We start from the raw sequence: 22,904 nt of genomic DNA, 5'->3' as shown, positions 1-22,904 counted from the left end.
TAGGAAAACCGGTTAACTCCGTAACCGGCATTCAATTGATCTCCAGGATTTTAAACTGCAACGTGCCGTCCGGAGTTGGCACGGAGACCGTGTCCCCTTTCCTTTTGCCGATTAACTCCGCACCGATAGGGGACTCGTTCGATATTTTTCCTTCTAGCGGATCGGATTCAGCACTTCCGACGATCGTGTAGACTTCAACATCGCCCTCCGGCATTTCCTGTATTTTGACTTTTGTCCCGACACTGACGACGTCTTTATCCTGTTCATCCTGGTTGATGATTTTGGCATTGCGCACCATCATCTCCAAGGTTGCAATTCTATTTTCTATGAAGGCCTGTTCTTCCTTTGCTGAGTCGTACTCCGAGTTCTCACTTAAATCCCCTTGCGCAATCGCTTCTTTCAGCCTGACCGCTACCTCTTGTCTCCTCACGGTTTTCAGTTGATCTAACTCCTCTTGAATTTTGGCTAGACCTTCTTCAGTGAGCAGGACCTCTTTTTTATCTGCCATAACAACCTCTCCTTAATGTGATGGAACGACAGGCGTTCAATGTGACTCTTCTGACTTATCTCGCCCTATTGTAGCACACCGCTATAAGATGTCAAAGATGCGAAATCCCACCTTTTGTTAAGGCGGTATTTACGGTATACTGGGTTCAAATCAAGACGTCATTTACAAGTGGAGGGCCGTCATGGATTCTGACACGTACACCGGGGAAGAGAAACTGCTAGCTGTGTTGAGTCACGCTAGTGCTGCTTTTTTCCCTGTTCTGCTCCCCCTCGTCATCTACTTGTTAAAAAGAGACTCCTCTTTCGTGCGACACCACGCCAAGGAGGCACTCTTGTTCCACCTCGGTTTTATGGTCGCTGAGTTTATTTCAACATTGTTAGTCATCATCGTCATCGGCTGGCTATTGCTGCCTTTCTTTTTTGTGGTGTATGTCATCTGTACCGTCGTCGCTGTCGTGAAGAGCTTGAGAGGTGAACCGTACTACTACCCTGTGACAACCCATCTCGCCCAAAAAATCTAGCAGTAAAACAGGACAACCGCTCAGGCCGACCGGTCCTCCACGGGAACGACGTGGACGCGACGCATGAACAGCGCAGCGAATACTTGCGCAAAGCCGACGGCAAACAAGATCCACTTGAGGTGATCGACTTCCGTCGTGCGGCTGACGACGATGAGAAATAAAGCGATACTGGCCACTCTGCCGACATTGAGGGCCAGCTCGCGCGTGACGACGTACTCGACGCGCAGTTTGGCCGTTTTTTGCGACTCTCCGATGACGTCAAACACTTTCGACGTCAACGGAACATAGTACATCGGATAAAACAGGGCGGCTCCGACGCCGAGAATGAACAACTGGAGAGTGCCAGCTTTAAACACAAACGGCAATACGACCACACCGAGCAACCCGGCACCGACGACCATGAAGGTATTGCGCCACCGCTTCTTCAACGCCCTCCCCACGACAAAAAAAGCGACAAGGGAGACGAAGGACGACACCGTCGCAAAACTTCCCAAAATGAGTTCGTTGTCCGTCATCACAAAAATGAGTAACCCGATCAAAAAGACGAAGACTCCTTCCCGCACCCCTTGGGCCACCATTGCCAGACTGACCCAAAACCAATGCCCCCCGCGCCGCGCGCTCAATCGAAAAATGCGATCCAATCTGTACTGGCCGCGGGCGTCCCGCCTCTTTAAAAAGAGACTCACGCCGACGGCGATGGCGAAAATGGCGAACGACACGGCAAAAATAATCCGGTATCCCACCAAGTCGTTTAACCGCGTAATCAGCCATCCAGAGAAGACAGGGGCTACAATACCGGCTCCTGACGTAAGCAGTCCGTCGACGCCGTTAAATATGTCCCGGTTATCCCTGTTCGTAATTTCAAAGTACAGCACGTTGAAGGCCAGCCAGAAAAACCCGGCGCCGATCCCCAAAAAAATACCCAATCCCGCGATGTACTGAGCTGACGACTTTCCCAGCCACAGCACTGTCAAGTAAAACAGAGCATGTATGAGGACGCCGAGGCGAATCGCCACAACCCGGTCCACATTTTTTGCCAGCTTTCCGCCCAGCACAAATGCGGCTGCCATGGCTAGGTAGTGGAACAGGTTAAAGTAGCCGATGACCGCGTAATCGCTTTTGATCCGCCACAGATACACGTTTACAAACGTATTGGACAGTGCCGTTGACATGGCGAACAACGTACTGATGACGAGTAACAGTTTCGCTTGTCGGTCAAGCAGATCGGTTCTTCCAAGAAGTTGCAAAAAATCCCCACCCATGTGCCGGTTTCCTCCATAGGGTAACCAACATCGAGAGGGGATATGGGTGGAAGCTATTTTTACAGACGTTGCCTTGCGTGCCTCATGAAGACAGGTGTCAGAATAAAACCGGTTATGAGCCCGCCGAGGTGGGCGGCCAGATCGATCCCGTGGCTGAAGCTCAAAAGAAGGTTGATCACGACGAGCGCCACAATGCCTTTCCCCACATCCGGATCGACCAATCGCTTGGCACGCCAGTACAAGTACACATACATGCCGAATAAACCGTAAATGGCACCGGATGCCCCTGCGCTAACGGAATACGGGTTAAACCAATAACTGGCGACGTTGCCCCCGAAACCGGCCAGTCCATAAAACAGGAAGAAACGAAACCGCCCGAACAGCCATTCCGCTGTCGGACCGAAAATGTATAAAGCGAAACTGTTGAACAGGAGGTGGATCAGACCGATATGGATCAAAATGGGTGTCACCAGCCGCCACCACTGCCCCTGATCGATCAGGTCATTCACTTTGGCGCCGAAGCGGACGAGCACTTCGGGATTCGTCGTGCCGCCGCTCGCCGTCATGACGACAAAGACAATCAGTTGAACAGCTAAAATACCCGTAACCACAGGAAACTGTCGGCGATACGACTGAAAGGTTGAGGCAGGTTGCCGGAACAATCAAATTCCCCCTTCGCAGTTTAAAACCCGTCCGATCGTCTCCCCCATGCGTACAGAAGACCCAGGCTTTAAATCGGGCAAAAACGTGACCGTATGGCGTGGAAACAGTAGGATGACCGTCGAACCGAACTCAAACCAGCCGATTTCCTCTCCTTTCCGAACGGCGACAGGCGGCTCGTATGTACGCTTTTTCCCTTTCTTTCGCTTACGGTTGGTTTGAACGTTCTCGTCGTAGGCGACTTTTACACTGCCGACATTCATGGCGCCCACTTTGACGATCGCCACCTCGCCGAAATGGGTCGACAAAAACGTCGTCACCCGTTCGTTGTTCACAAATAGCCGCTCGACTAACCGTATCCCGCGCCCATTGACTGGAAACAGTGTACCGGGCTGGTAAACCATCTCCGTCACACGACCGGAAACAGGGGCGTGAACCCTGTGGTAGTCGGCGGGACTTAAGTACAAGGTCAAAAATTGACCGTCTAGAAAGGCTGCTGCCTTTTCTTCAGCTCCTCGAAACAGCTCCTCCAGCGTATAGTCGCGTCCCTTGGCCTGAATGAGCCGGTGACCGTCGATCTTTCCGAATCCCGTAACCGTACCGTCCACAGGGCTTGTAACACGGTCCTCCCCCGGAGCGACCTGCCGCGATTGAGCCTTGAGCTGCCGCGCGAAAAAATCCGTCAGGTGCGCGTATTCCGCAATGTCTTTGCTCAATTCGCTCGTATCAATTTTGTACCGTTTGATGTAGAGGGGAATAAAGTGACGGGTCCAGCCTTGGCAGGCCACTTTGCCAAAGAGGCGCGACAGCGCGCGCTTTGGCAGGCCCTTTACGACCCACAGCCAAAGGCGATCGTTCATACTATGACACCACACAAAAAAGAAAAAATGCGGATTGAATCATCCCGACTTGGACACAATAACCGACAACGGAGGTGATACTATGGCTTACCAACCGAAAGGTGCTGCTAAGACGAACGCCCAACAAGTTCGTCAGAAGAACCAGCAAGCAGCCCAAGGCGGCAATGAAAATGAATTTGCTGCTGAAACGGATGCCCAAGAAATTCGCCAACAAAACCAAAAATCACAACAGAAGAAGCAGCAAAACCAACAGTAACAACCTCTGTTTAAGATACGGGTTCGCCTTCGGGCGAACCCGTCAACTTTGCTTTCATACACTTTCCTTTTTATCCATAAACTCACGTTGGTAAAGTTCCAACAGTTTTTCGACGATCGGTCCGGCGCCGCGGGAACCGTAGCCGCCTTCTGGCACGACGGCGGCGACCGCCACTTTCGGGTCGTCAGCGGGATAGTAGGCAACCATCACGGAGTTTTCCACTCTTTTTAACCTTACGAATCGATCGCCGTCGTAGATCGGAATGTCTTGCTCAGATGTTCCCGTTTTGGCGGCTACTTTGTGCGGCAAATTGCGGAACAGCGATCTCGCCGTCCCCCCGCTTGACGTCACCAATTCCATCCCATCCTGCACGACGTCAAAATACTCTTGTTTGATGTCGTCCGCTTTACTCATCACCTTCGGTTCAATCTCCTGGACGACGTTTCCTTCACTGTCGACAATTTTATCAACGAGTTGGGGCTGCATGCGCACCCCGTCGTTGGCAATGGTCGCCGCAAACTGCGCCAGCTGCAGCGCGGTCGGACGCTGCGCTTGCCCGAAGGAAGCCAAAACTGTCGCCCCGAGCACACTGTTGCTTCCATTTTCAACCATATCAATGTAATCTTCATTTCCTTTACTTTCCCCTGGCAAATCGACGCCGGTGGACGTAAACAGCCCAAACTGCTGATTGTACTTCGACAGAATGTCCAAGGCATCTCCGTCTTCACCGCCAGTTCTCCGGTAGAACTGGTGCCCCGTCCAGGCCATGTACACGTTCGACGACTTCATCAAAGCGGTCCTCGGGTTTAAATAGCCGTAAGCGTGGGAATTGTCGTTCCTGACCGGGTTCGTCGAACGGGCGTAATGGTAAGCGCCCCGGTCGTTGAAACCTGTGTAAGGGCCAATGATCCCTTCGTTTAACATCATCAATATGTTGAGCGGCTTGTAAGTTGACCCCATGGGCAGGATGGACCACGGATGACGGTTGATCTCCACATCTGGATTGCTAGACCCGCGCACATCCGGCGGCACGGACGTGATCGTCCCGTTTTTACCGACGTATTTGATTTCTTCCTCTAAAAATTTTTCCGATATTTTACCTTGCCAGACGTTTGGGTCGTAGTCCGGATAGCTGATCATCGCCCGCACTTTACCCGTGTCGACTTCCATCATCACGGCGTACGCGTTCTTGGCATGCGGCGCCCGATAGCGCCCCATTTCCCACGAACGCAGCTTGCGCAAGTGGCTCTCGACAAACTTCTCCCCTTCCAACTGAATTGTTTCATCAAGGTTTAAGTAAAGGGAATGTCCGATCTCCGGATTTTCGTTTTCCAGCTCTTCCACAATGCGCCCTTGGGCATCCACTCGCACCAGTTTAGATCCGTGTTTGCCGCGCAATTCGTCCTGATAGGCGTACTCGATGCCGTCATTGCCGACTTGTTCCCAGTCCAGGTACTCATCGGGATTCTTCTCTTCTATTTCCTTGTACTTATCCAGCTGTTGCGAACCGGAAAAAGAGCGGACGTACCCGATGGTCTGCACGGCGAACGTGTCGTCGCGGTATAAGCGCTTCGGCTCGTACACGACGTTCACGCCTGGGAACTTTTCGGGCCTCTCGCGAATTTTCGCCACTTGTTCTTCCGTCAATCCGGCTTTAATTTTCTTTAGCGTGTACCGAGGCTGCTTCGGTTCCACTTTTTGGCCATCCAGGTTCACCCCGACGTCCATCGCTTCCAACACGTCGGCCGCCTCCATGTCCAGGAGCTCCGCCAGATTTTTTGCCATTTCTATTTTCACGTCATCGGAATGGTTCGTCTCGATGTACATCGCCGTAAAAATCGGTTCGTTCGTCACCAGTTCTTTCCCTTTGCGGTCGTAAATTATTCCTCGCGGTGCGACAGTCGGTATTTTTTTAATGTTGTTTTCTTCAGCTTTTTTTAAGTACTCTTCTCCGTCGACCAACTGCACGACGCTCAGTCTCAAGATCAGGACGGCAAACAGCAAAAAGATGGCGAGCCACAACACGTGTAGACGGGTGTACATCACTTTTTTGCGCTTTAATTCCTGCTTTTTGTGTTCCTCTACCATATGCGCCAGGCCTTTCCTTCAGACAACGTGATTCGAGACCATGCCTCGCCTTACATCATAACATAAAGCCGCCCTTTCTGACACTCATTCGTGTCTAGCCTGACAACATCTGTACCGAGTTAAACGCGTTCACCAAACCTAGTCGACCAGATGACACGCGCTGAATCGGCGTACACGTCCGGGTCATAATCGCGTCGATATCGTCCGGTGTCAACTGAGGGTTGAGGGACATCATGAGCGCCACCGTTCCTGTGACGTGTGGGACAGCCATGGACGTTCCGCTCAATTCCCGCGTGGCTCCGTTATTCCAACACGAGGTAATTTTGTCACCCGGGGCAGCGAGGCGCACCTCTTGTCCCGTATTGCTAAAAGAAGCCAACTGGTTGTTTTTGTCCGTCGCCGTCACGGCAATCGTTTCCGGATAGCGGGCCGGAAAATCCAGTTTTCGATGGCTGCCTTGGTTTCCCGCTGCCGCCACCATCACAATGCCGCTGCTCCGCGCTTTTTGGATGGCGCGCCTCAAACTTTCACTCATTTTGTCCATGCCGAAACTCATGTTGATGACGTCCATCCGGTTGTCGATACACCAGTTAATCGCCGTCAACAAATCGGAGAGATTGGCACTCCCTTTGCGGTTGAAAGCTTTCACGGCGTACAAGTGCGCCCGCGGCGCCACACCGACAACGCCTGTCGAGTTTTTTCGTGCTGCCACCGTCCCGGCGACGTGTGTGCCGTGCCCGTTGTAGTCGTAAGGAGAAAAGAGGGGAGACAGAATGTTCACTCCGCCGCGGTAATTTCGTGCTAAACCCGGATGATCGTAGGCGATCCCCGTATCGATAACGGCCACTTTCACCCCTTTTCCCATGGTGATCGGCCACGCCCGGTGTGCATCAATGCGCTCTACCCCCCACGGAACTCCGTTGGACGCTTGCAGGACTTGGCCGATGTGCGGTTCGCCAATTTTTATTTGGATGTCGGGCTCTGAGTACAACATCCCCCGAAAATTGGTTTCAAAGTATTCCGCCCACATGTCTTCCGGAAATTCTCCGACAATGGCACCGATGTGTTTTAAATAACGGAACGAGCGCAGTCCGAATTGTCGGGGGTTCAACCTTTGCCAGTCACTCCGAAAATCATCATCTTTAAAATAAAAAATGCGCCTGGCACGCATTTCCCTTCGATTCATTCGATTGAATCTATCGTAACGATCGCGCATCGGCCAATGTCCAAAAGCGTACATGCCCTATTCACTCCTCTTCACCTTTTAATGCAGGGTTGAATATATTGAGACCGACCAGTCTACGACTATCGGGAGGTGTCCTTATGCACACAAGGCGGGGTTATGGCAGGTCCCCCGTGCCTACCGCACACGCCCTTTGCCGCACCAGCGTCGCCGGGTCGCACCCGTTCGCTCCACGAAAAGGCGCGAAAGGGATACAATCAGCCTTTCTGACCGAATCGAAGAGGTCCACATCTTGTTTCGCGAAATTTCTTCAGCCGTCTCACAAGTGGAAAAATGGATGAACGCGTTCTACAACATATCACAGGCAGTGCGGGATAAACATACGTTGAACGATCTCATATCGGCCATCTCCGCCATAGAGACACAGGATAAGCAAGAAGAACTCGAGGACGTTCCGAGAGATCACGCTCCGTAGCCAGGTGATTCAGAAAAGACGGGCTTCTAAACGGCAGCCCATCTTTTCATACGTGTCTTTACCGGCCCCGTCGGCGCTTCGTCCTTTTCTTGTGCAAGGTGCTGTTAATCTGTTTCGCTTGACGTTCATTGATAAGCTTTTGCTTTTTTAACGATTCCAGCGCCCGTTCCGGTCCTCCCGAATGTTTGACCACATCGGCGATGCCGCGAATCTGGTCGTTGTCAACCGGAGCGTTCGTCAGACGGCGCAAATAATCGAACAAACCATCTGAACCTCTTGTGTCGTGTGCCCTTTTGGCTTCATGCAATATGCGGTCCAGCTTCTGTTCTGTCATGACGTCCTGCCCCAACACGGAATTGATTAAGTTGGCAAAGTCTTTCTTCGACGGTTTTCCGCTCACGTCACTACCTCCTTTTCTCTAACTATGTTACGAACCTATAGTCAAAAGGGTGTTAGACGTGTCACCTATCGTACGGGAATTAGGCGCATACATAAAAAAACAACCGGTGAACGCTCGGGTTCACCGGTTGGATCTAACCATGGGGCACGGATGAAAATAAGCGGGGACCACACGAGGATGCTCCAGTGAGAGAGTGGTTTCCAGACCGCGTGACGGCCCAGACGATTAAAAGACGGGCGAAAAATCCCGAAAAGCGACCCGTCAGAGGAGCTTACTCTGGCGGTTTCCAGCTGCACGCGCGCTGTTCGGGCTGTTTCATCTCTTTCCCCACTTCGTGAGACCGCACAAAGAACTCGGCGATGCAGTCTAACGGTCGCGAGACGAGGGGACGAGACCCGATGTAGTACGTCAACGTCTGCCCCTCTTTTGGATCTGTGGCGGTCATATAAAAAACGGGATACGCCACGTCTCCCTGTTGTTCATCTTTTACCGTGTACTCCACGTCGTATGTCCGCACAATCCCGCTGTACGGAACGTCAATCGTCATTTCCTCTGCTGTTTCGGCGTGGCGGGCGACAAACATCCAACGGCCTTGCGGCGTATCAGCCTGTACCCTCTCCAGCGTGCCGTATTGATAAATGGCGTCTGGCTCTAAAGTGATCGTCCCAAACAGGACAGGCTGATACAAACGGATATACTCGTTCAACTTGTGGGCGAAGGCCTCCAGAGTCACAATCCGCCCTTCACTTTTGTCGTGACGGACGTACCCTTGTCGTATCCGGTAACTCATCGGTCCAACCCTTTCCCGCAAAGCAGTTTACGATTCAGCATTATATCACAGTCAGATGTAAAAAGGCAGTGGCTCTTGGCCACTGCCTTAACATACACCATGTTTATTCAGTTGGTTATTGGATTCCGCCGCCCAGTTGTTGCTCTGCTAAAGCAACCAAGCGTTTTGTAATTTCTCCACCTACAGAACCGTTGGCGCGGGAGGTCGTATCAGCTCCCAATTGAACGCCAAATTCTTGAGCGATTTCGTATTTCATTTGGTCCAACGCTTGTTCAGCCGTCGGGACCAACAGTTGGTTGGTGTTACGCTCACGACCTTGTTGTTGTTGAGCCATGATGTCTCACCTCCTTTAAATAGGTGTTAATATCGTGTGAGGATCGTCGAATGTTCATGCGTACTACATTTTGGCAACGACCACCCGGTTACAGCCGTGCGCCGTGTTGCTCTAAGATCCGCTTCGCCTCTTCGTGCCGTTCGCGGGGGACACGACCGTCACCAGCCAATTTTCAGCGCTGTGGTGATGTTCCCCGTCTTCCATGCCGCTCGCATCTGGAGAAGAGGCAAGGAGTACTTGTTCGTCGGGGCCTCCCGTTTCCGCTTCCAACACTTCTGTCGCCAAAGAATCCATCGGTTCGCTGATCGGATTGTCCAAATCCGATGCGTTGTCCCCCGGATACGGCGACACTTCACTCAACTGAACGTCTTCGAACTGTTGCTCCCTCAAGTTTTTCTCAGCTGCTTTGGCCGCGCTCTCCCGGTCGAAAAAGCCCATCAGTGTCACGTCTGCCACAGTTAACCTCCTCCGCTTCAAACGAATAAGCGCCCGGTTGACCGAACGCTTTTCCATCCGTTGTCCTACGGTTAGCGTGTACCGAATGCGGACATATTATGAGTGGTCCTCGCGTTACCTCGACCGAATTTCTTGTCGCATAAACCAAACGTACGACAGGCCGAAACAGGCTGCTGTCAAAGCGATGAGCCCTGTCAGCTGCGGCCAGATGAGGAGCAAACTTTGACCGAGAGGAAGGGGACTGGGGATCGCCCCCGCGACTTGCTCCATCGTGAGCGGACCGAGAGTCCGCACCGACGGCGAAAGCAGGGTCGTCGTCGCCTCCGTAAACAGGTGGTTTGGCGAAAGGCGCATCACATTCTGAATGAACGATTGATAACCGAGGAGCTCTTCGACATTTTGAACAGACGACGGGGCAGTGGCGCGTACGAGCAACTGGACAATCATCGAATAAAACACACTGAAAAACAACCACACGGCAATGCTCGCCAGCGCTGACGTGGCCGCCTGTTTAAAGCGGACAGAGAACAAAATGCCGAGGTTAAGCCAAAACGCAACGTACACAATACTCGAGATTAAGAAAAACAAGATGCGCCAAAATTCTTCCAGCGTAGGTGGGATCCCGGTAATGAGAATGCCGAGCCCCATGACGAGAAACCCGAGCATGAAAAACAGGACAGATATGACCGAGAGGGCCGCGACGAATTTGGCGTTCAGAACGTAGTCCCGCGGAATGGGCTGGGCCAACATACGGACTAAGGTCCCTTTATTCCGTTCGGAATTGATGGCATCAAACCCGAGGGCAATCCCTAAAAGGGGACCCAAAAACGCGACAAACGAAATAAACGTAGGCAACGTTCCGTCGGAGACCGTAAACAACTTCAAAAACAATCCGCTAGTTTGCAGTACGTCGCTGGCCTCCGTGTCTTCCGCCGCATCGCGGATGGCCGACACCGCCGTGTACAGGGAACCGAGGCACGTCAAGCCGATGATGGCAAACAAAATGTTGATCCGCCAGCTGTGAATGTAATCAGCTGCTTCCTTGTGCACGATGGCCCAAAAAGGGTGCTGTTCTTTTTTTGTGCGGCGGGACCATCGTTCGGCTTGCCACTTTCTGAACGGCTGCCACACCCGCTGCAGCTTGTCACGGTTCAATCGTTTCAGGATCCCGACTTTCGCCACGACGGTCACCTCCTGCAAAGTAGCGGTGGTAAATCTCATCGAGACTGTAATCTTTTTTGCTGATATGGTGGAGGCTCGCACCCGAATCGACGATGAGGCGGGCGATCTCTGACGTCACGTCCTCCGTCCCGTAAATGTCCAACTGCCCGTCATCCCCTTCTTCTACGCGTTCCACTTGCGGCAGTTGTTCGATCGCACGCACGAGTTCGCTTTCAAGGGGAGATGCTTGTACACGGATGACGATCGACTCTTTTGAAAACAGTTTCATCGCCAGACTGTGCACATCTCCTTCTGCCAACAGTTTCCCTTCGACGAAGAGCCCGACCCGGTCGCAAATTTCTTGCACCTGGTGCAAGTGGTGCGAGGATACGAGAACAGTCAGCTCTTCTTCTTCATTCAGCCGTTTGATTAAATTTAAAAAGTCACGCACTCCCTCCGGGTCGATCCCGAGGGTCGGCTCATCGAGAATGATCAGCTCTGGGTGTTTGACGAGAACGTCGGCCAAGCCGAGGCGTTGGCGCATCCCCCGTGAATATTTGCCGGCTTTTTTGTCCGCCGCGTCCTCCAGTCCGACGAGTTTCAGCAACGCCGAGGCGCGGACCTCTCCCTCCTGACGGGACAGACCGTTTAGGGAAGCTGTGTACACGAGGTTTTCAAACCCGGTCAAATCTTCATAAAAACCCACATCGTCCGGCAAGTACCCTACGCGTTTTTTCACGTCAAGGGGTTGCCGCGTCGAGTTGAGACCGCAGACTCGGACCGTGCCAGAAGTGGGCTCCGTCAATCCCAACATCATCAGAATCGTGGTCGATTTTCCGGCACCGTTTGGACCGAGTAAACCGAAGATTTCACCGCGTCGAATGGTCAGTGTCAAGTGATCGACGGCCGTATAGCGGTCGTACACTTTCGTTAATTCGGTGAGCTCAATGATAGTGTCGGCCAAGGCTTACCGCCTCCCATACGTACGGATCAAATAGTAAACGCCACCAAGTACTCCCGCAATGATGAGGATGCCGACAATTCCCCACAGCCACGATGTCTTCACCGACACCCGGATGTCTGCGTCCGCTGACGCGTCCGGCGATTCAGCTTTCATCGTCACGACGTAGTCCCCGGCAATGGCTTCATCGGCTGCCGCAATCGTGGCCTTCACTGTCTGGGACTGTCCGGGTTCCAGCGCGTTAATTTTCTCATGATTAAAACTGATCTCCCAGTTTGTCGGGGCTTCAGCACTCAACTCGATGTCCGATACAGGAGCCGTGCCGGCGTTGGTGACGACCAACTCCATCGTGCGACTTCCGCCTGCGGTCACATCCGTATTCAAGCGTTCAGAAGGCGTGCTGAGATCTAATTCATGAGTCCCGGTAATGACGGCTTCCAGCTCGGCATCGGCTGACGTGGCGCTCGTCGCCGCTTTAATCGGGATCGCGTACTCCCCAGCTTTTACGTTCTCTGGCGGACTCACCGAAACGTCAACGTCCTTCGTGCTGTTCGGCTCGACCGTGACGGATGTCACATCGTTGCCGTCCGCCTTGAAGGTCACACTCCAGCCCCTCGGGGTATCCGCCGTCAAGGCATAATTTTGTTCATCGGCCGTCCGGTTGCGCAATGTCACTTTGTAGTCGAACGTTGATGCGGCATCTCCTTGCAGGTTCGGTTGTTCCACGCTCAACTCTGTCGCAGACGTGCCTTCCTCGGTGACGGTGACGGTCAACGGCAACGTACTGTTGACGCCGCTACCTTGGGCGATAAGTTCAAAAGTGTAGACATCTTTCTCCACTTCCAGCGGGACTTGAACTTCTAAACTTATTTCTTGTGCATCTCCCGGTTTAATCGAGAGCTGTTGCACATCCCGCCCGCCTGACGTCAAGTGGGACGTCCATCCGTCCGGAAGTTTCTGCATCTTAAACTCGACAGTCCGAATGGCGTCCGTGTCGTTCAGGACCTCCACGGCGTAGTCGATCGTCTCACCTGGCGTCGCCGAAATACCCGAAAAAGGCGTGTACAGCGAAAAACCTACAGCGGCGTGTGCAGTCGGAACAGCTGCGACGACCAAACCGATTACAAGTGTCATACAAAGTGATGTAATAACTGCTCGCCGTTTCCACATCAAGACATACAACCTCCTTCGTGTTTTCACTAAAAGTACGAAGCAAGGAGGCTGTTTGGATTTATCGCCTTGATATTTTTTGATTTTTTTGTTAATAACTTACTTAGCGGGCAGAGGTGGTACGAGGTGGGATACGACACGAACAGAGAACGCGGCAATGATCTGTTTCGGCAGATTCAGCGCGGCTCACAACAGGCATTTTCTTCGTTTTACGACCAATACATCAGTTTTGTCTTTCGCATTGCGTTCAATACCGTCCAAGACCGTCAAGAAGCGGAAGACATTTGCCACGACGTATTTCTCGAGGTGTTTTTACATCCTGAGCGCTACAATCCTGAGCGCGGCAGTGTGGAAGCGTGGCTCGCCGTTAAGACGCGCAGCCGGTGCCTCGACCGGCTGAGAAAGAGAAAAGCCGTTTGCGTCGACAATTGGGAACGCGTTGCCGGAGAGCAGATCATATCGCCCTCAGCAGAAGTGCTCGTCCTAGAAAGAGCCGAACGGGAAGCGATCCACAATGCCATGCAAGACATACCCGAACCTCAACGGAACGTGTTGTACGACGCGTATTTTAAGGAACGCACGCACCGCGAACTGTCTGAGCGCATTCAACTGCCCTTGGGAACGATTAAATCCCGGATCCGTTACGGTTTGCACAATTTAAAAAAGCGGTTAACTCTCCTCGGTTGGGTTCATCCTGAGCGAGGTGAGCCGAAATGACTCCCATTAGACATGCAGCAGACGAACAGCTCGTCGATGCGATCTTGCACAACTTGCCCAAAGCAGAGGCAGAGAAACTGCATGAGCACCTGTCCCACTGCCCGTCGTGTTCGCGGCGGTACAGGGAGTGGCACGTTCTACTGCACAGGCAACCTGACACTGAAGCGGAGGCCGGTAAACTGAAGCGGCACCTCATGCGCAACGTTGCCCAGCGCGACAACGCCCAAAACGTGTCAACCTTGAAACGGCTGGGGAACAAGCAGTGGGTCATCGGCTTCAGTCTGGCCGCATTAGCTGTTGTCGCCCTTGTCCTCCTCCCCTTCCAGTCGACCGGACAGGACGTTCCATCCATTCAAGACGGCCCTCTTGAACAGGCGACATTCATTTACGACCCGCACACGGTGCAGTACGACGTCATTCCTCTTTTGGCGGCAGATGTCCGGGGAGACGTGTGGGTGAACGATTCGACGAAAGAAATGCTCATCCGCGTCGAAGGGCTTGTCCCGATGGTGCACAAAGACTACCAGTTGTGGTTCGTCGATACAGATGACCGCTTGCACGGCAAAGTGCTGGAGCTGCAAAACGGGAAGGCCGTCTTGTACTTGCACGGTGACGGTATTCAACGCATCCAGTCCTTGCGCACGAGTCTCGAACCGAAAGGAGGGAGCCCGGTCCCGACAGGAGCCGAAACGTTCATTGTGGACCTAAAAAGGTAAGGCTCCCTTCTTTTCCGGTGTGAAGCGATGACCCAACATGACATCCGACGGCACCCATTTAAAAGAATTTTTTGCGGTCGCGCTCCTCTTTCAAAATCTCCACTGCTTCCCGGAAACGCTGGGAGTGGACGACTTCCCGTTCCCGCAAAAACTTGAGACCGTCATTCAAATCGGGATCGTCGGACAAGTCGATAATCCACTGGTAGGTGGCACGCGCTTTTTCCTCTGCCGCAATGTCTTCGTACAAATCGGCGATAGGATCGCCTTTGGCCTGGATGTACGCCGCCGTCCACGGGGTCCGATCCGTATTTTCGTAAAACATCGCCAGGTCGTGATCCGTGTAGCGGCCACCTAACCCCGCTTCTTTCATTTGCTCCGGGGTGGCGTCTTTGGTCAGTTTGTAAATCATCGTCGCAATCATTTCCAGGTGGGCGAATTCCTCTGTGCCGATGTCGGTTAAAATGCCGACCACTTTGTCGGGAACCGAATACCGCTGGTTTAAGTACCGCAAGGCTGCTGACAGTTCACCGTCGGCCCCACCGTATTGCTCGATGAGCCATTTTGCCAGTTGGGGGTTACACGTGCTCACTCGCACCGGATACTGTAATTTTTTTTCATAAATCCACACGTTCGGTTTCCTCCTCTTCGTCTTTTTTGTGAAAGCGTGAACGGTCAATCGGTATTTCTCGTTTGGTCACCTCAGGTGAGTCACACTTGCCACGGCCACGGCGGCTCCACCCACTTCCACGGAAACCTTGAGTAACTGTGACCGAAATGTTGCAAAGGGCCAAACCGCGACTCAAATTCGCCCGCAATCTTTTTGCGCTCCTGCGCAAAGCGGTTGTACTGTTTCAATGCATTCAGGTCTTGCGGATGAGTATCTAGATAGAGATTCAATTCCACCAACACAAAGTCAACAGCCTGCAACTCCTCCAACAGTCGGTAGTACGCTTTAGGCATCGCGTGTGCCACAGAACTCCCTCCTGTCTCGATAAGCGCTGGCATAAGGACTGAACAGGGCTGGCCACAGTGTTCCCTTGAACAGCGCTTCACGCGGTTTAAACTGGGGCATGTTCGGCGGTTGAAAGCCGAGGTACAGGTTGGGCGGCGTGACATACCTTTTGACACGTCTAGGCGGACAAGGGTCAAACGGGCTAATATACGGGTACCAATATTTATAGTTCGTGAACATGACATTTGCCCTCCTCGTGCATTTGTCAACGCCATTTTATGCACCCGCCCTGGGTGAAGGCACAGTTATCCTAAAAATGGGCAGAAACGTAAAAAGCGGTGCCCCGTTTGGGAACACCGCCTTCGTTCACCCGCTAAAGATTCGCGGCAAAAGCTTCACTCGATTTCTCGCACTTTTTTAACAAGTCCTCAATCTCTTGCTTCAGTTCATACTGTTCCAAAAACTCGTGCCGCTCGATAGCTAAATTCAGCTGCTCCCGCTTGTGTCTGATCAAGCGCTCAATATCGGCTTTCGTCTCCATTCCCATACCTCCCGCGTGAAATCACTTACATTCTGGCGCACTCCTTCATTTACCCCTATTATTCTATTCGCGATCATCGCCAAAAATCCTTCCGCCACTCGAAAACAGGTAGAAAAAAACAGCACACCCTTAATGTGCACGGCCATCTGTCGCCTGTTGACCTGCGAGCGCCTCCATCATGCGGCGAGCATCCACTTCTTGCCAAAGCCGCGTTCCAGCTGTCCAGCGTCCTCCAGGGCTCACACGGATGTAATCGTAACGCTGTAACAGGCGCATGGCCGCAAGGCGTGCGACGGGATCATGGATCACCGTTTTCAGTTCGTCGTCCAACTCCTGTTCGGAACAGGTGACGCGCTGAACCGTTTTGTCTTTCATGCGGGCTTTCAGGATCGGCAACACGAGACGACTCCACACAATCGGGAGGCACCGATTTGTCTGCCGATAGAGAGACGTCATCTGGAGAAGAATGGAATCTTTCGACACGGCTGCTTCTGCCGAGCAATCTGGCGTGTATAGGTTGGACATGGGCCCACCCCGAATCTCTTAATCCATACGGTCATGAGTAGAAAGAGATGATAGGATTGGCATCCATTTTTCCCCATTGACGCCCTTTTTATACGCGTTTTTGAAAAACATTACAGGCCGCGAGCCCGCCTCACTTCTGCTTCAACGTCTGAATCACCGCGCATCTTCACGGGTATGTTTGCATTGAGGACAGTCTTGCGGGAGACGTGTTGCGGTCGCACTTCGACTTGCCCGATCACGTCGTAACCGAATTCCTCACACAATTCAATGAGCCGTCGTTCGAATTCTTCCAATCGGTTCTCGTCAATCTGCAGCCTCTGGTAGTTTAACACGAGCGACAAGCGGTCATCTGCCTTGTCGGCAGAGCGTTCTTTCTGTCCGAGTATACGCTTGATAAAATTCACGCGCTCCCCTCCCCAAACATTTCAGCATCGCGGCTAAGCCGTGCTGAAGATTCGCTTCAATTTTGAAATTAAGCCGCGCTCTTCCAAATCGAGAAACGGCACCTCTTCACCCGTCATGCGGCGCGCAATATTGAAGAAGGCTTGTCCTGCAAGAGATTTCTCATCGGCGATAACCGGTTCTCCCGTATTGGAAGAGCGGATAATGCGCTTGTCTTCTGGAACCACACCGAGTAGACGAATGGCTAAATGGTTTTGGACCCGTTCCACACTCAACATGTCGCCTTCTTCCACCATTCGCGGCTGAACTCGGTTAATGATGAGGTTCAGTTCACTCAATTCCGCCGCTTCCAACAACCCGATGACTCGGTCGGAATCGCGCACTGACGGAATTTCCGGATTGACGACGAGTATGGCCCGGTCTGCCGGTGCAATGGCGTTGCGGAATCCCCCTTCGATTCCAGCCGGCGAATCGATCAGTATGTAATCAAAATCTGCGCGGAGCTCGTCGACGACACGTTTCACCTGCTCCGGCGTCACTTCTTCCTTGTAGCGCGTTTGAGCCGCAGGGAGTAAAGCCAATTCCGTATACTGTTTGTGCCGGACGAGGGCCTGTCTTAGCTTACACGTTCCCTCGATGACATCCACGAGATCGTATACGATGCGATTCTCCACACCTAACATTAAATCCAATTTTCTCAGTCCGATATCCGTGTCCATCAAACACACTTTTTTTCCTAAACGGGCCAAACCCATGCCGACAGACGCGACCGTTGTCGATTTGCCGACGCCGCCTTTGCCGCTCGTAACCGTAATCGCCACCGACTCATGACTCATGTTTTCCCGGTCTCCTTTCTCCATAAAAGATTTCCTTCTATGATTCATAACGCCACTATCCGCTGTTAATGGTCCGTTGCCGACAATCGACGCCCTCGTGTTCTTTCTTCCGGCGACGCTCATAACGGTTCATCTCATGTCTCATCAAGTTCCACACAAACAGCGCCGCAACTCCGTCGTCCAACCACCCCAAGCCGGGTACGACGTCGACGATGACGTCCATGGGCATGATGAAGTACAACAGCGCCGCGCCGATCCACACCTTCTGTTTCCTGCTCGTGTGGGGGTCGATAAAGTAATCGTACATGAGGCGCAGCTTTTCGATAAATTCGTGTTTCCCGCCTACACGCTCAATTTTTTTGTTGAACTGTTGTAAAATCGTCCGTTCCCCTTTAGGCGTAGAGGCATCCCGCTGTAAATGCTGCAACAGACGCAGCACAGCCGGGACGAAGTGCTCAGTGGAGTGGTGGTGTGCCATCTAGCTGTGCCCCCTCCTGTTCGAGGTGGTGTTCACCTTATTATAATAATTGAGCCGCTGCGCCGTCTACACAGATTTGGACATTGTCGTGCAACCAGAGCAAACTAGCGGGAAGGCGTGTCGAAATGGCAGGTTTCATCAACTTTTTCACAATCGGCGCTTTTCCTTCTCCGCTGGCCAACAAAAAGATGCGCCGGGCTTTCAGAATCGAACGCATCCCCATCGTAATCGCCGATCGCGGCACTTCATCTCGACTGGAAAAGAACCGGGAGTTTGCCTCAATCGTAGAAGGCGCCAGCTGCACTTGGTGCGTATGCAGTTGAAGTTCTTCTGCCGGTTCGTTGAAGCCGATATGGCCGTTAGAGCCGATCCCCAGTATTTGAATGTCGATACCGCCTGCCTCTTCAATCATCTCATCGTAACGGCGACAGTACGACTGTACGTCCTCCGGTTGGCTCTCCGGAATGTGAATGTGTTGTTCCGGAATATTCACGTGTGCAAAAAAGTGGTCCTGCATAAACCGGTGATAACTTTGCGGGTGATCCGATTGAATCCCGTAATACTCGTCCAAGTTAAACGTGATCACTTCTGAAAAATCCAGCTGTTCTTCCCTGTGGTGTCGGATGAGTTCGCGGTACAGTCCGATCGGTGTGCTCCCTGTAGCCAACCCGAGAACGGTGCGCGGGTGACGGCGGACGTGCGCCGCAATTTCCTTTGCCACAGCCTCGCTCATCTGATCGTAGTCAGCATATTTCTTCAGTTCCATCTCTCGTTCTCCTTTCACAACACTACGTCCCTATATTATCACAGCATTCGGTTCTGCGCCCGTTTTAGAATACTTTGCAATTGTTCATGACAGGTGACGGTTTTAAGACATACTCTGTATACTGAAAATACATTCTGTCCGCTCAGACTACGGGTAGACGCGACATCATGTCCCGGAGACGCTGTTTCATGACGTTCGCCGGTTCCGAGCTGCACGCGGTTCTCAATACATTCAACGCGGTGAAAAGGGGGAATGTGACGTGTTTCCATACGATCATGCGATATACGCAATGGGCACCGATTTTCCGTGTCCTTATCCGTACCCGACAGGGGGGTATCCGTCCAGCGACTTTTTCTCCAGCCCTAGAAAACTTCTTTTACTGATCTTGTTGGTCATCGTCCTATTCTGGTTTATCGGCGGTGTTCGCTTTTGACGTGATGTAAGTTCGCGAAAAAAGGAGCGCCCGTTCCAAAAACACAACGGGCGTTCCTTTTACGTGATGTTCCATTTTCGTTCAAAGGCGCAAACCGCGGTCGGGATCAAAATCCGGTACACCGATCGGCTCTTCTGGTCCGTGAACACCTAGACCTTCCGGTCCCGCGAATCCGGGACCGAATCCCGGACCGCCAGGACCCAATCCGCCTCCCCCAGGCGGCAATCCTCCGAGGCCAAAGCCTCCTGGCCCGCCGGGAAATCCGGGCCCGGCTTCTAACCCTGGTCCTCCGGGACCGTGCCCGCTAAAGGGAAGTCCCGGTTCCGGTCCGAACCCTGGACCAGCTCCCCCTGGACCTTGTTCAATCCCAGGAGGCGGCCCATCTGCACCTGGTGGACGGCCTCCTGCGAATCCAGGCCCTCCCGGTTGAAACTCTCCCCCAGGAAACGGTCCTCGGCCTGGACGTCTGCCTAGAGCGGGTCCAAACGGTCCCCGCCTCTTGCCAGGCCTCATTCCCTGACTTAACCTGAACCCCGGCGGCCCCACAGGCCCCGGGCCAAATCTCGCGATTCCCGGGTACGGAGCCCTCCTCATGCGTTGCAAGAACAGTGATTTTAACAATATATCCACCCCTCCGCGACTAGTGAAATTTGGATCAACACATTGTATGCGACCTGTCGGTGGACCGTATAGTCACCTATACCGGGGAGACCGTTTATACACTCATACCCCTGTGATCCGAGCAAAAGAAAAACCCGGCCAAGCTGCCGGGTACTTTGACAAGAGAGGCTAGTTCCAGATAAACCAGAAGAAGATGATAATCAACAGAATCAACAGGAGCAAACCGCGATAGTTGTAAAATCCGTAACCGTATCCGCCACCGTATCCAGATGCCATGCCGCAACATCCTCCTTTCCCTGTCAAAGTTACTACACTATATGGAGACTACGTTTATCTCGTATACGCACCTATCCCGAACGTTCCGCCTAACTTTTAAAAACGCTCCGTTATACATGGGTCAACGTCTGTTTTTGCTTGCTCCGGTTTCTCCGTTCCCCCTTGAAAGAAGCGCCGAACGACACTCTAAACCACACACTGTTCAGCAACAACAGAAGGGATGTGATGAGGAACAACCCCCTGATCCCAATCCAGCCGCTCACCAGTCCGCCGACAAAGGGCCCGAGCATGTTGCCCAGACATACGGCGCTGTTGCTGTATCCGTAAGCCGTGCTCTCTTTTCCGGTGGGAACATTGTGGCGCACGAGAGAATTGAGCGATGGAAGCAGGCCGCCGACAAACAAACCGAGCAAAAAGCGGCACAGTAACAGTTGCCAGACATTCGTCACAAACGCGTGGGGAATAAAGAAAACAGCCGCCCCGAGCAAAGCCAAGAGCAACACGTACTGGGAACCGAATCGGTCCCCCAGCTTTCCGAGCTGCGGCGAAGCCACAATGTTGGCGAGTCCGGTGACGGCCGTCACCAAGCCGGCAAAGAAGACGACGTAACCCCCTGGTGCTCCCAACTGCTGCACGAAGAGCGGCATTTGCGGATTGGGGCTCATCATGGCAAATTGGATCAAAAACGCCACACTGAAAAGCGGCAGCAAGGTCCTGTTCCGCAAAATAGCCGAACCTTCACGGAAGAAGCCGCTCACTTTCACGTTCGCCGGATCTGGCTTGTGCAATTCTCTCACCATCAACAACACGACCATTGTAGCTACAAACACCAAAATGCCAGTCATCGTAAAAATGGTGCGAAAGCCAAACCACTCCGCCATGAGGCCACCGAAAAGGGGGCCCATCACCGAACCAGCCACGGCACCGGCCTGGAGCAAGCCGAGGGCGTACCCTACTCTCTCCCTCGGCGTGTTCGCTGCCGTCAGAGAAATTCCAGCCGGAATGAAACCTGAAACCAACCCGTTGACAAAACGCAAAATCAGCAGGTGGAGCGGGCTGGAGGCCAATCCCATCAACGTGATCGCAATGGACATGCCGATGCCGGAGCGGATTACCATGATCTTGCGCCCGTATTTGTCAGCTAACATCCCCCAAACGGGTGACACCACAAACGCCGACAAAAAGTTGATGCCAAAAATAAATCCGGCCCACAACTGGACGTCTTCAGGGTCTGTCATGCCCAGTTCATTTAAGTAAAGCGGCAAAAACGGCACGATCATCGTCATCGCACCCATGACCAAAAACTGAGCGACAGCCAAAACCCACAAATTTCGCTTCCATCTCTCCATACATCGCATCTCCCTTAACATCTCATAAATATTTCGTGTAACGAAATATTTTGTCATAATGAAACAGCCTGCTCATTTGCAGGCTGCCACGGGCGTCAGCTCAAGAAGGGGTTTTCTTTCCTTCCCGGATTCCTTTGAATTCCGTCGGTAGTTCCTTGCGCAAGGACTTTTCCACGCGTATGACGAACGGCATACTCTGTATGCGTTCGATCAACTGCTTTTCTTTACGCGCGTCGACGTACATGCAGACGTACTTTAACCGTTTTGACATGTAGTGTATGTTCCCAAAACGTCCGAGGGAACGGGCTTTCCGCAAATCATTCACCCAAACAGCTAAGCCAGTGCGCTCTGCTATTTGCATCGTGTATGAACTCCTTCTATCGCATCGACTGACATGTGCCAATTTCATGATACCACGAAATAAGCTGTCTGGGCAACGGGCTACGGCAGTTCCTCCGTTTTTACAATCGTGCCGTTACTCGGTGAATAGTACGTGACTTTCCCTGAGGATACGGTCAAATCGCGATCGAGGAGCGTTATCTTGGCCACAACGTCCATATCGTTTCCGTCAGCTTCTCGTAAAGAGCCGACGACAGTGACATCCCAAAGACCCTTCGGATCCGAACTCGCCACCTCTGCAAACGAAAACTTCAGATACGTGTGTTGGCCTTTCAGTCCAGGCAAATGGTCGGCGACAGCATCCCGTACTTGCTGTGGCGTTGACACGGCCTGGAGCAAGCCCCTGTTCCCATTGAGGAGCCGAATAGCCGGCTGTTCATCAGCAGACCACCAGTCGCCTTTTTCCAGGCGGATTAGCTGGTGCACGGGCCGGGGAAACGCATCGCCACTTGTATCCCAATCGAGGACGATCTGGAGTTCACTGCGGTTTGCTTTAATGTTGCGAACCACAAAGGGAGATGCGCCGTTGTTCAACGCTTCACCGGTGATGAGGATGTCCACGGTCTCATCGCCGACATTCACGATACTCACCTCGGGAACTGTCGGAGTCTTGTCGTACCCTGGCGATTCCAGGACGGTAAACCCGACAGATTGCACAGTTTCTCCCAAGGGCCAACTGCAGCACGCTACTATACACGCTGTACACAAAATGAGGGCAACGCTGCGCTTCAAATGACTCTCCATCTCCTTCTATCATGATTAGACGAAAAGACCTGCGCAGCGGTTTCACAAAAAAACGCTGCCCAATC

General features: G+C 52.7%; 33 protein-coding genes. 6 read left to right on the top strand and 27 right to left on the bottom strand.

All coding sequences use genetic code 11. The annotated features are described in order from the left end of the window. Positions 1 to 31: 31 nt before the first annotated feature. On the bottom strand, positions 32 to 508 hold the full coding sequence (greA, locus tag B0W44_RS11475; protein WP_077720155.1) for a transcription elongation factor GreA: 477 nt from the start codon (positions 506 to 508) through the stop codon (positions 32 to 34). 181 nt (positions 509 to 689) lie between these two features. On the opposite strand from greA, the gene B0W44_RS11470 reads away from it, so the two are divergent. Further along, complete coding sequence (locus B0W44_RS11470) at positions 690 to 1,028, top strand: DUF4870 domain-containing protein (protein ID WP_077720154.1); 339 nt, start codon at positions 690 to 692, stop codon at positions 1,026 to 1,028. 20 nt (positions 1,029 to 1,048) lie between these two features. Here the strand turns inward: B0W44_RS11470 and B0W44_RS11465 are convergent, their stop codons facing one another. The 3 genes from B0W44_RS11465 to asd are packed head-to-tail and all read right to left on the bottom strand — an operon-like array spanning position 1,049 to position 3,810. Beyond that, positions 1,049 to 2,290, bottom strand: a complete 1,242-nt coding sequence (locus tag B0W44_RS11465; RefSeq protein ID WP_077720153.1) for an MFS transporter — start codon at positions 2,288 to 2,290, stop codon at positions 1,049 to 1,051. 59 nt (positions 2,291 to 2,349) lie between these two features. Continuing rightward, positions 2,350 to 2,952 carry a rhomboid family intramembrane serine protease gene (locus B0W44_RS11460; RefSeq protein ID WP_077720152.1) on the bottom strand — a complete coding sequence of 201 codons (603 nt, stop codon included), beginning with the start codon at positions 2,950 to 2,952 and terminating at the stop codon, positions 2,350 to 2,352. Continuing rightward, positions 2,953 to 3,810, bottom strand: coding sequence for an archaetidylserine decarboxylase (asd, locus tag B0W44_RS11455; protein ID WP_077720151.1), 858 nt, complete (start codon positions 3,808 to 3,810; stop codon positions 2,953 to 2,955). Between the two features lie 82 nt (positions 3,811 to 3,892). Here asd and B0W44_RS11450 point away from each other — a divergent pair, with 82 nt between their 5' ends. Then, positions 3,893 to 4,066, top strand: a complete 174-nt coding sequence (locus B0W44_RS11450; RefSeq protein ID WP_077720150.1) for a gamma-type small acid-soluble spore protein — start codon at positions 3,893 to 3,895, stop codon at positions 4,064 to 4,066. A 54-nt stretch (positions 4,067 to 4,120) separates the two neighbouring features. Here the strand turns inward: B0W44_RS11450 and B0W44_RS11445 are convergent, their stop codons facing one another. Both B0W44_RS11445 and B0W44_RS11440 read right to left on the bottom strand, forming a co-directional pair. Then, on the bottom strand, positions 4,121 to 6,154 hold the full coding sequence (locus B0W44_RS11445) for a peptidoglycan D,D-transpeptidase FtsI family protein (RefSeq protein ID WP_077720149.1): 2,034 nt from the start codon (positions 6,152 to 6,154) through the stop codon (positions 4,121 to 4,123). A gap of 94 nt (positions 6,155 to 6,248) precedes the next feature. Then, positions 6,249 to 7,394, bottom strand: a complete 1,146-nt coding sequence (locus B0W44_RS11440; protein ID WP_077720148.1) for a S8 family peptidase — start codon at positions 7,392 to 7,394, stop codon at positions 6,249 to 6,251. A 235-nt stretch (positions 7,395 to 7,629) separates the two neighbouring features. Here B0W44_RS11440 and B0W44_RS11435 point away from each other — a divergent pair, with 235 nt between their 5' ends. After that, positions 7,630 to 7,812 (top strand): hypothetical protein, encoded by a 183-nt coding sequence (locus tag B0W44_RS11435; RefSeq protein ID WP_077720147.1) that lies wholly within the window; start codon positions 7,630 to 7,632, stop codon positions 7,810 to 7,812. Positions 7,813 to 7,870: 58 nt separating this feature from the next. Here the strand turns inward: B0W44_RS11435 and B0W44_RS11430 are convergent, their stop codons facing one another. The 7 genes from B0W44_RS11430 to B0W44_RS11400 all read right to left on the bottom strand — a co-directional run bounded on the left by B0W44_RS11430 (position 7,871) and on the right by B0W44_RS11400 (position 13,048). Further along, positions 7,871 to 8,212 carry a hypothetical protein gene (locus tag B0W44_RS11430; protein WP_077720146.1) on the bottom strand — a complete coding sequence of 114 codons (342 nt, stop codon included), beginning with the start codon at positions 8,210 to 8,212 and terminating at the stop codon, positions 7,871 to 7,873. Between the two features lie 271 nt (positions 8,213 to 8,483). Continuing rightward, complete coding sequence (locus B0W44_RS11425) at positions 8,484 to 9,002, bottom strand: hypothetical protein (RefSeq protein ID WP_077720145.1); 519 nt, start codon at positions 9,000 to 9,002, stop codon at positions 8,484 to 8,486. A 115-nt stretch (positions 9,003 to 9,117) separates the two neighbouring features. Beyond that, positions 9,118 to 9,336, bottom strand: coding sequence for an alpha/beta-type small acid-soluble spore protein (locus B0W44_RS11420; protein WP_077720144.1), 219 nt, complete (start codon positions 9,334 to 9,336; stop codon positions 9,118 to 9,120). Positions 9,337 to 9,447: 111 nt separating this feature from the next. Next, entirely contained in the window at positions 9,448 to 9,849 is a 402-nt protein-coding gene (locus tag B0W44_RS11415) for a hypothetical protein (RefSeq protein ID WP_169835546.1), read from the bottom strand. A gap of 57 nt (positions 9,850 to 9,906) precedes the next feature. Beyond that, positions 9,907 to 10,974 carry an ABC transporter permease gene (locus B0W44_RS11410; RefSeq protein ID WP_418304046.1) on the bottom strand — a complete coding sequence of 356 codons (1,068 nt, stop codon included), beginning with the start codon at positions 10,972 to 10,974 and terminating at the stop codon, positions 9,907 to 9,909. Continuing rightward, positions 10,937 to 11,917, bottom strand: a complete 981-nt coding sequence (locus tag B0W44_RS11405) for an ABC transporter ATP-binding protein (protein WP_077720141.1) — start codon at positions 11,915 to 11,917, stop codon at positions 10,937 to 10,939. Before B0W44_RS11405 ends, B0W44_RS11410 begins: the two co-directional genes overlap by 38 nt. Before the next feature lie 3 nt (positions 11,918 to 11,920). Beyond that, the gene (locus B0W44_RS11400) at positions 11,921 to 13,048 is read right to left on the bottom strand and encodes a COG1470 family protein (RefSeq protein ID WP_228441042.1); all 1,128 of its coding nucleotides are present in this window, start codon (positions 13,046 to 13,048) and stop codon (positions 11,921 to 11,923) included. A 162-nt stretch (positions 13,049 to 13,210) separates the two neighbouring features. On the opposite strand from B0W44_RS11400, the gene B0W44_RS11395 reads away from it, so the two are divergent. Together B0W44_RS11395 and B0W44_RS11390 are read left to right on the top strand one after the other, a co-directional pair. Next, positions 13,211 to 13,801, top strand: a complete 591-nt coding sequence (locus tag B0W44_RS11395; RefSeq protein WP_169835545.1) for a sigma-70 family RNA polymerase sigma factor — start codon at positions 13,211 to 13,213, stop codon at positions 13,799 to 13,801. Then, the gene (locus B0W44_RS11390) at positions 13,798 to 14,517 is read left to right on the top strand and encodes an anti-sigma factor (protein ID WP_077720139.1); all 720 of its coding nucleotides are present in this window, start codon (positions 13,798 to 13,800) and stop codon (positions 14,515 to 14,517) included. The genes B0W44_RS11395 and B0W44_RS11390 overlap by 4 nt, the downstream gene beginning before the upstream one ends. 58 nt (positions 14,518 to 14,575) lie before the next feature. Here B0W44_RS11390 and B0W44_RS11385 read toward each other — a convergent pair whose 3' ends face one another. The 9 genes from B0W44_RS11385 to nagB form a co-directional block, all read right to left on the bottom strand. Continuing rightward, positions 14,576 to 15,145, bottom strand: coding sequence for a manganese catalase family protein (locus B0W44_RS11385; RefSeq protein WP_077720138.1), 570 nt, complete (start codon positions 15,143 to 15,145; stop codon positions 14,576 to 14,578). A gap of 80 nt (positions 15,146 to 15,225) precedes the next feature. Continuing rightward, positions 15,226 to 15,477, bottom strand: coding sequence for a spore coat protein CotJB (locus B0W44_RS11380; protein WP_077721365.1), 252 nt, complete (start codon positions 15,475 to 15,477; stop codon positions 15,226 to 15,228). Beyond that, positions 15,470 to 15,709 (bottom strand): spore coat associated protein CotJA, encoded by a 240-nt coding sequence (locus B0W44_RS11375; protein ID WP_077720137.1) that lies wholly within the window; start codon positions 15,707 to 15,709, stop codon positions 15,470 to 15,472. Before B0W44_RS11375 ends, B0W44_RS11380 begins: the two co-directional genes overlap by 8 nt. Positions 15,710 to 15,842: 133 nt before the next feature. Next, positions 15,843 to 16,010 carry a hypothetical protein gene (locus B0W44_RS18190; RefSeq protein ID WP_169835544.1) on the bottom strand — a complete coding sequence of 56 codons (168 nt, stop codon included), beginning with the start codon at positions 16,008 to 16,010 and terminating at the stop codon, positions 15,843 to 15,845. A 129-nt stretch (positions 16,011 to 16,139) separates the two neighbouring features. Continuing rightward, positions 16,140 to 16,535 carry a hypothetical protein gene (locus tag B0W44_RS11370; RefSeq protein WP_149026996.1) on the bottom strand — a complete coding sequence of 132 codons (396 nt, stop codon included), beginning with the start codon at positions 16,533 to 16,535 and terminating at the stop codon, positions 16,140 to 16,142. A gap of 110 nt (positions 16,536 to 16,645) precedes the next feature. Next, entirely contained in the window at positions 16,646 to 16,939 is a 294-nt protein-coding gene (locus B0W44_RS11365) for a cell division topological specificity factor MinE (RefSeq protein ID WP_077720135.1), read from the bottom strand. A 33-nt stretch (positions 16,940 to 16,972) separates the two neighbouring features. Then, complete coding sequence (minD, locus tag B0W44_RS11360) at positions 16,973 to 17,797, bottom strand: septum site-determining protein MinD (RefSeq protein WP_228441039.1); 825 nt, start codon at positions 17,795 to 17,797, stop codon at positions 16,973 to 16,975. Positions 17,798 to 17,828: 31 nt separating this feature from the next. Continuing rightward, the gene (locus tag B0W44_RS11355) at positions 17,829 to 18,251 is read right to left on the bottom strand and encodes a YkvA family protein (protein WP_077720134.1); all 423 of its coding nucleotides are present in this window, start codon (positions 18,249 to 18,251) and stop codon (positions 17,829 to 17,831) included. A 40-nt stretch (positions 18,252 to 18,291) separates the two neighbouring features. After that, a complete protein-coding gene (gene nagB / locus B0W44_RS11350; RefSeq protein WP_077720133.1) occupies positions 18,292 to 19,017 on the bottom strand; it encodes a glucosamine-6-phosphate deaminase in 726 nt (241 codons plus the stop codon). A gap of 259 nt (positions 19,018 to 19,276) precedes the next feature. On the opposite strand from nagB, the gene B0W44_RS18185 reads away from it, so the two are divergent. Then, positions 19,277 to 19,450, top strand: coding sequence for a hypothetical protein (locus B0W44_RS18185; protein WP_169835543.1), 174 nt, complete (start codon positions 19,277 to 19,279; stop codon positions 19,448 to 19,450). A gap of 81 nt (positions 19,451 to 19,531) precedes the next feature. Here the strand turns inward: B0W44_RS18185 and B0W44_RS17805 are convergent, their stop codons facing one another. The 5 genes from B0W44_RS17805 to B0W44_RS11335 form a co-directional block, all read right to left on the bottom strand. After that, positions 19,532 to 20,071, bottom strand: coding sequence for a hypothetical protein (locus B0W44_RS17805; protein ID WP_149026995.1), 540 nt, complete (start codon positions 20,069 to 20,071; stop codon positions 19,532 to 19,534). A 168-nt stretch (positions 20,072 to 20,239) separates the two neighbouring features. Further along, positions 20,240 to 20,347 (bottom strand): sporulation protein YjcZ, encoded by a 108-nt coding sequence (locus B0W44_RS18360; protein ID WP_194295042.1) that lies wholly within the window; start codon positions 20,345 to 20,347, stop codon positions 20,240 to 20,242. Positions 20,348 to 20,457: 110 nt separating this feature from the next. Next, on the bottom strand, positions 20,458 to 21,696 hold the full coding sequence (locus B0W44_RS11345; protein ID WP_077720132.1) for an MFS transporter: 1,239 nt from the start codon (positions 21,694 to 21,696) through the stop codon (positions 20,458 to 20,460). A 100-nt stretch (positions 21,697 to 21,796) separates the two neighbouring features. Continuing rightward, positions 21,797 to 22,057 carry a YlbG family protein gene (locus B0W44_RS11340; RefSeq protein WP_077720131.1) on the bottom strand — a complete coding sequence of 87 codons (261 nt, stop codon included), beginning with the start codon at positions 22,055 to 22,057 and terminating at the stop codon, positions 21,797 to 21,799. An 80-nt stretch (positions 22,058 to 22,137) separates the two neighbouring features. Beyond that, positions 22,138 to 22,827, bottom strand: a complete 690-nt coding sequence (locus B0W44_RS11335) for a hypothetical protein (RefSeq protein ID WP_149026994.1) — start codon at positions 22,825 to 22,827, stop codon at positions 22,138 to 22,140. Between the last annotated feature and the right edge of the window lie 77 nt (positions 22,828 to 22,904).

Origin of the sequence: Novibacillus thermophilus (genome assembly GCF_002005165.1) — a bacterium.
Lineage (GTDB): Bacteria > Bacillota > Bacilli > Thermoactinomycetales > Novibacillaceae > Novibacillus > Novibacillus thermophilus.
The sequence above is the reverse complement of the archived record's forward strand: the minus strand, read 5'-3'. Positions and strand labels throughout refer to the sequence as shown.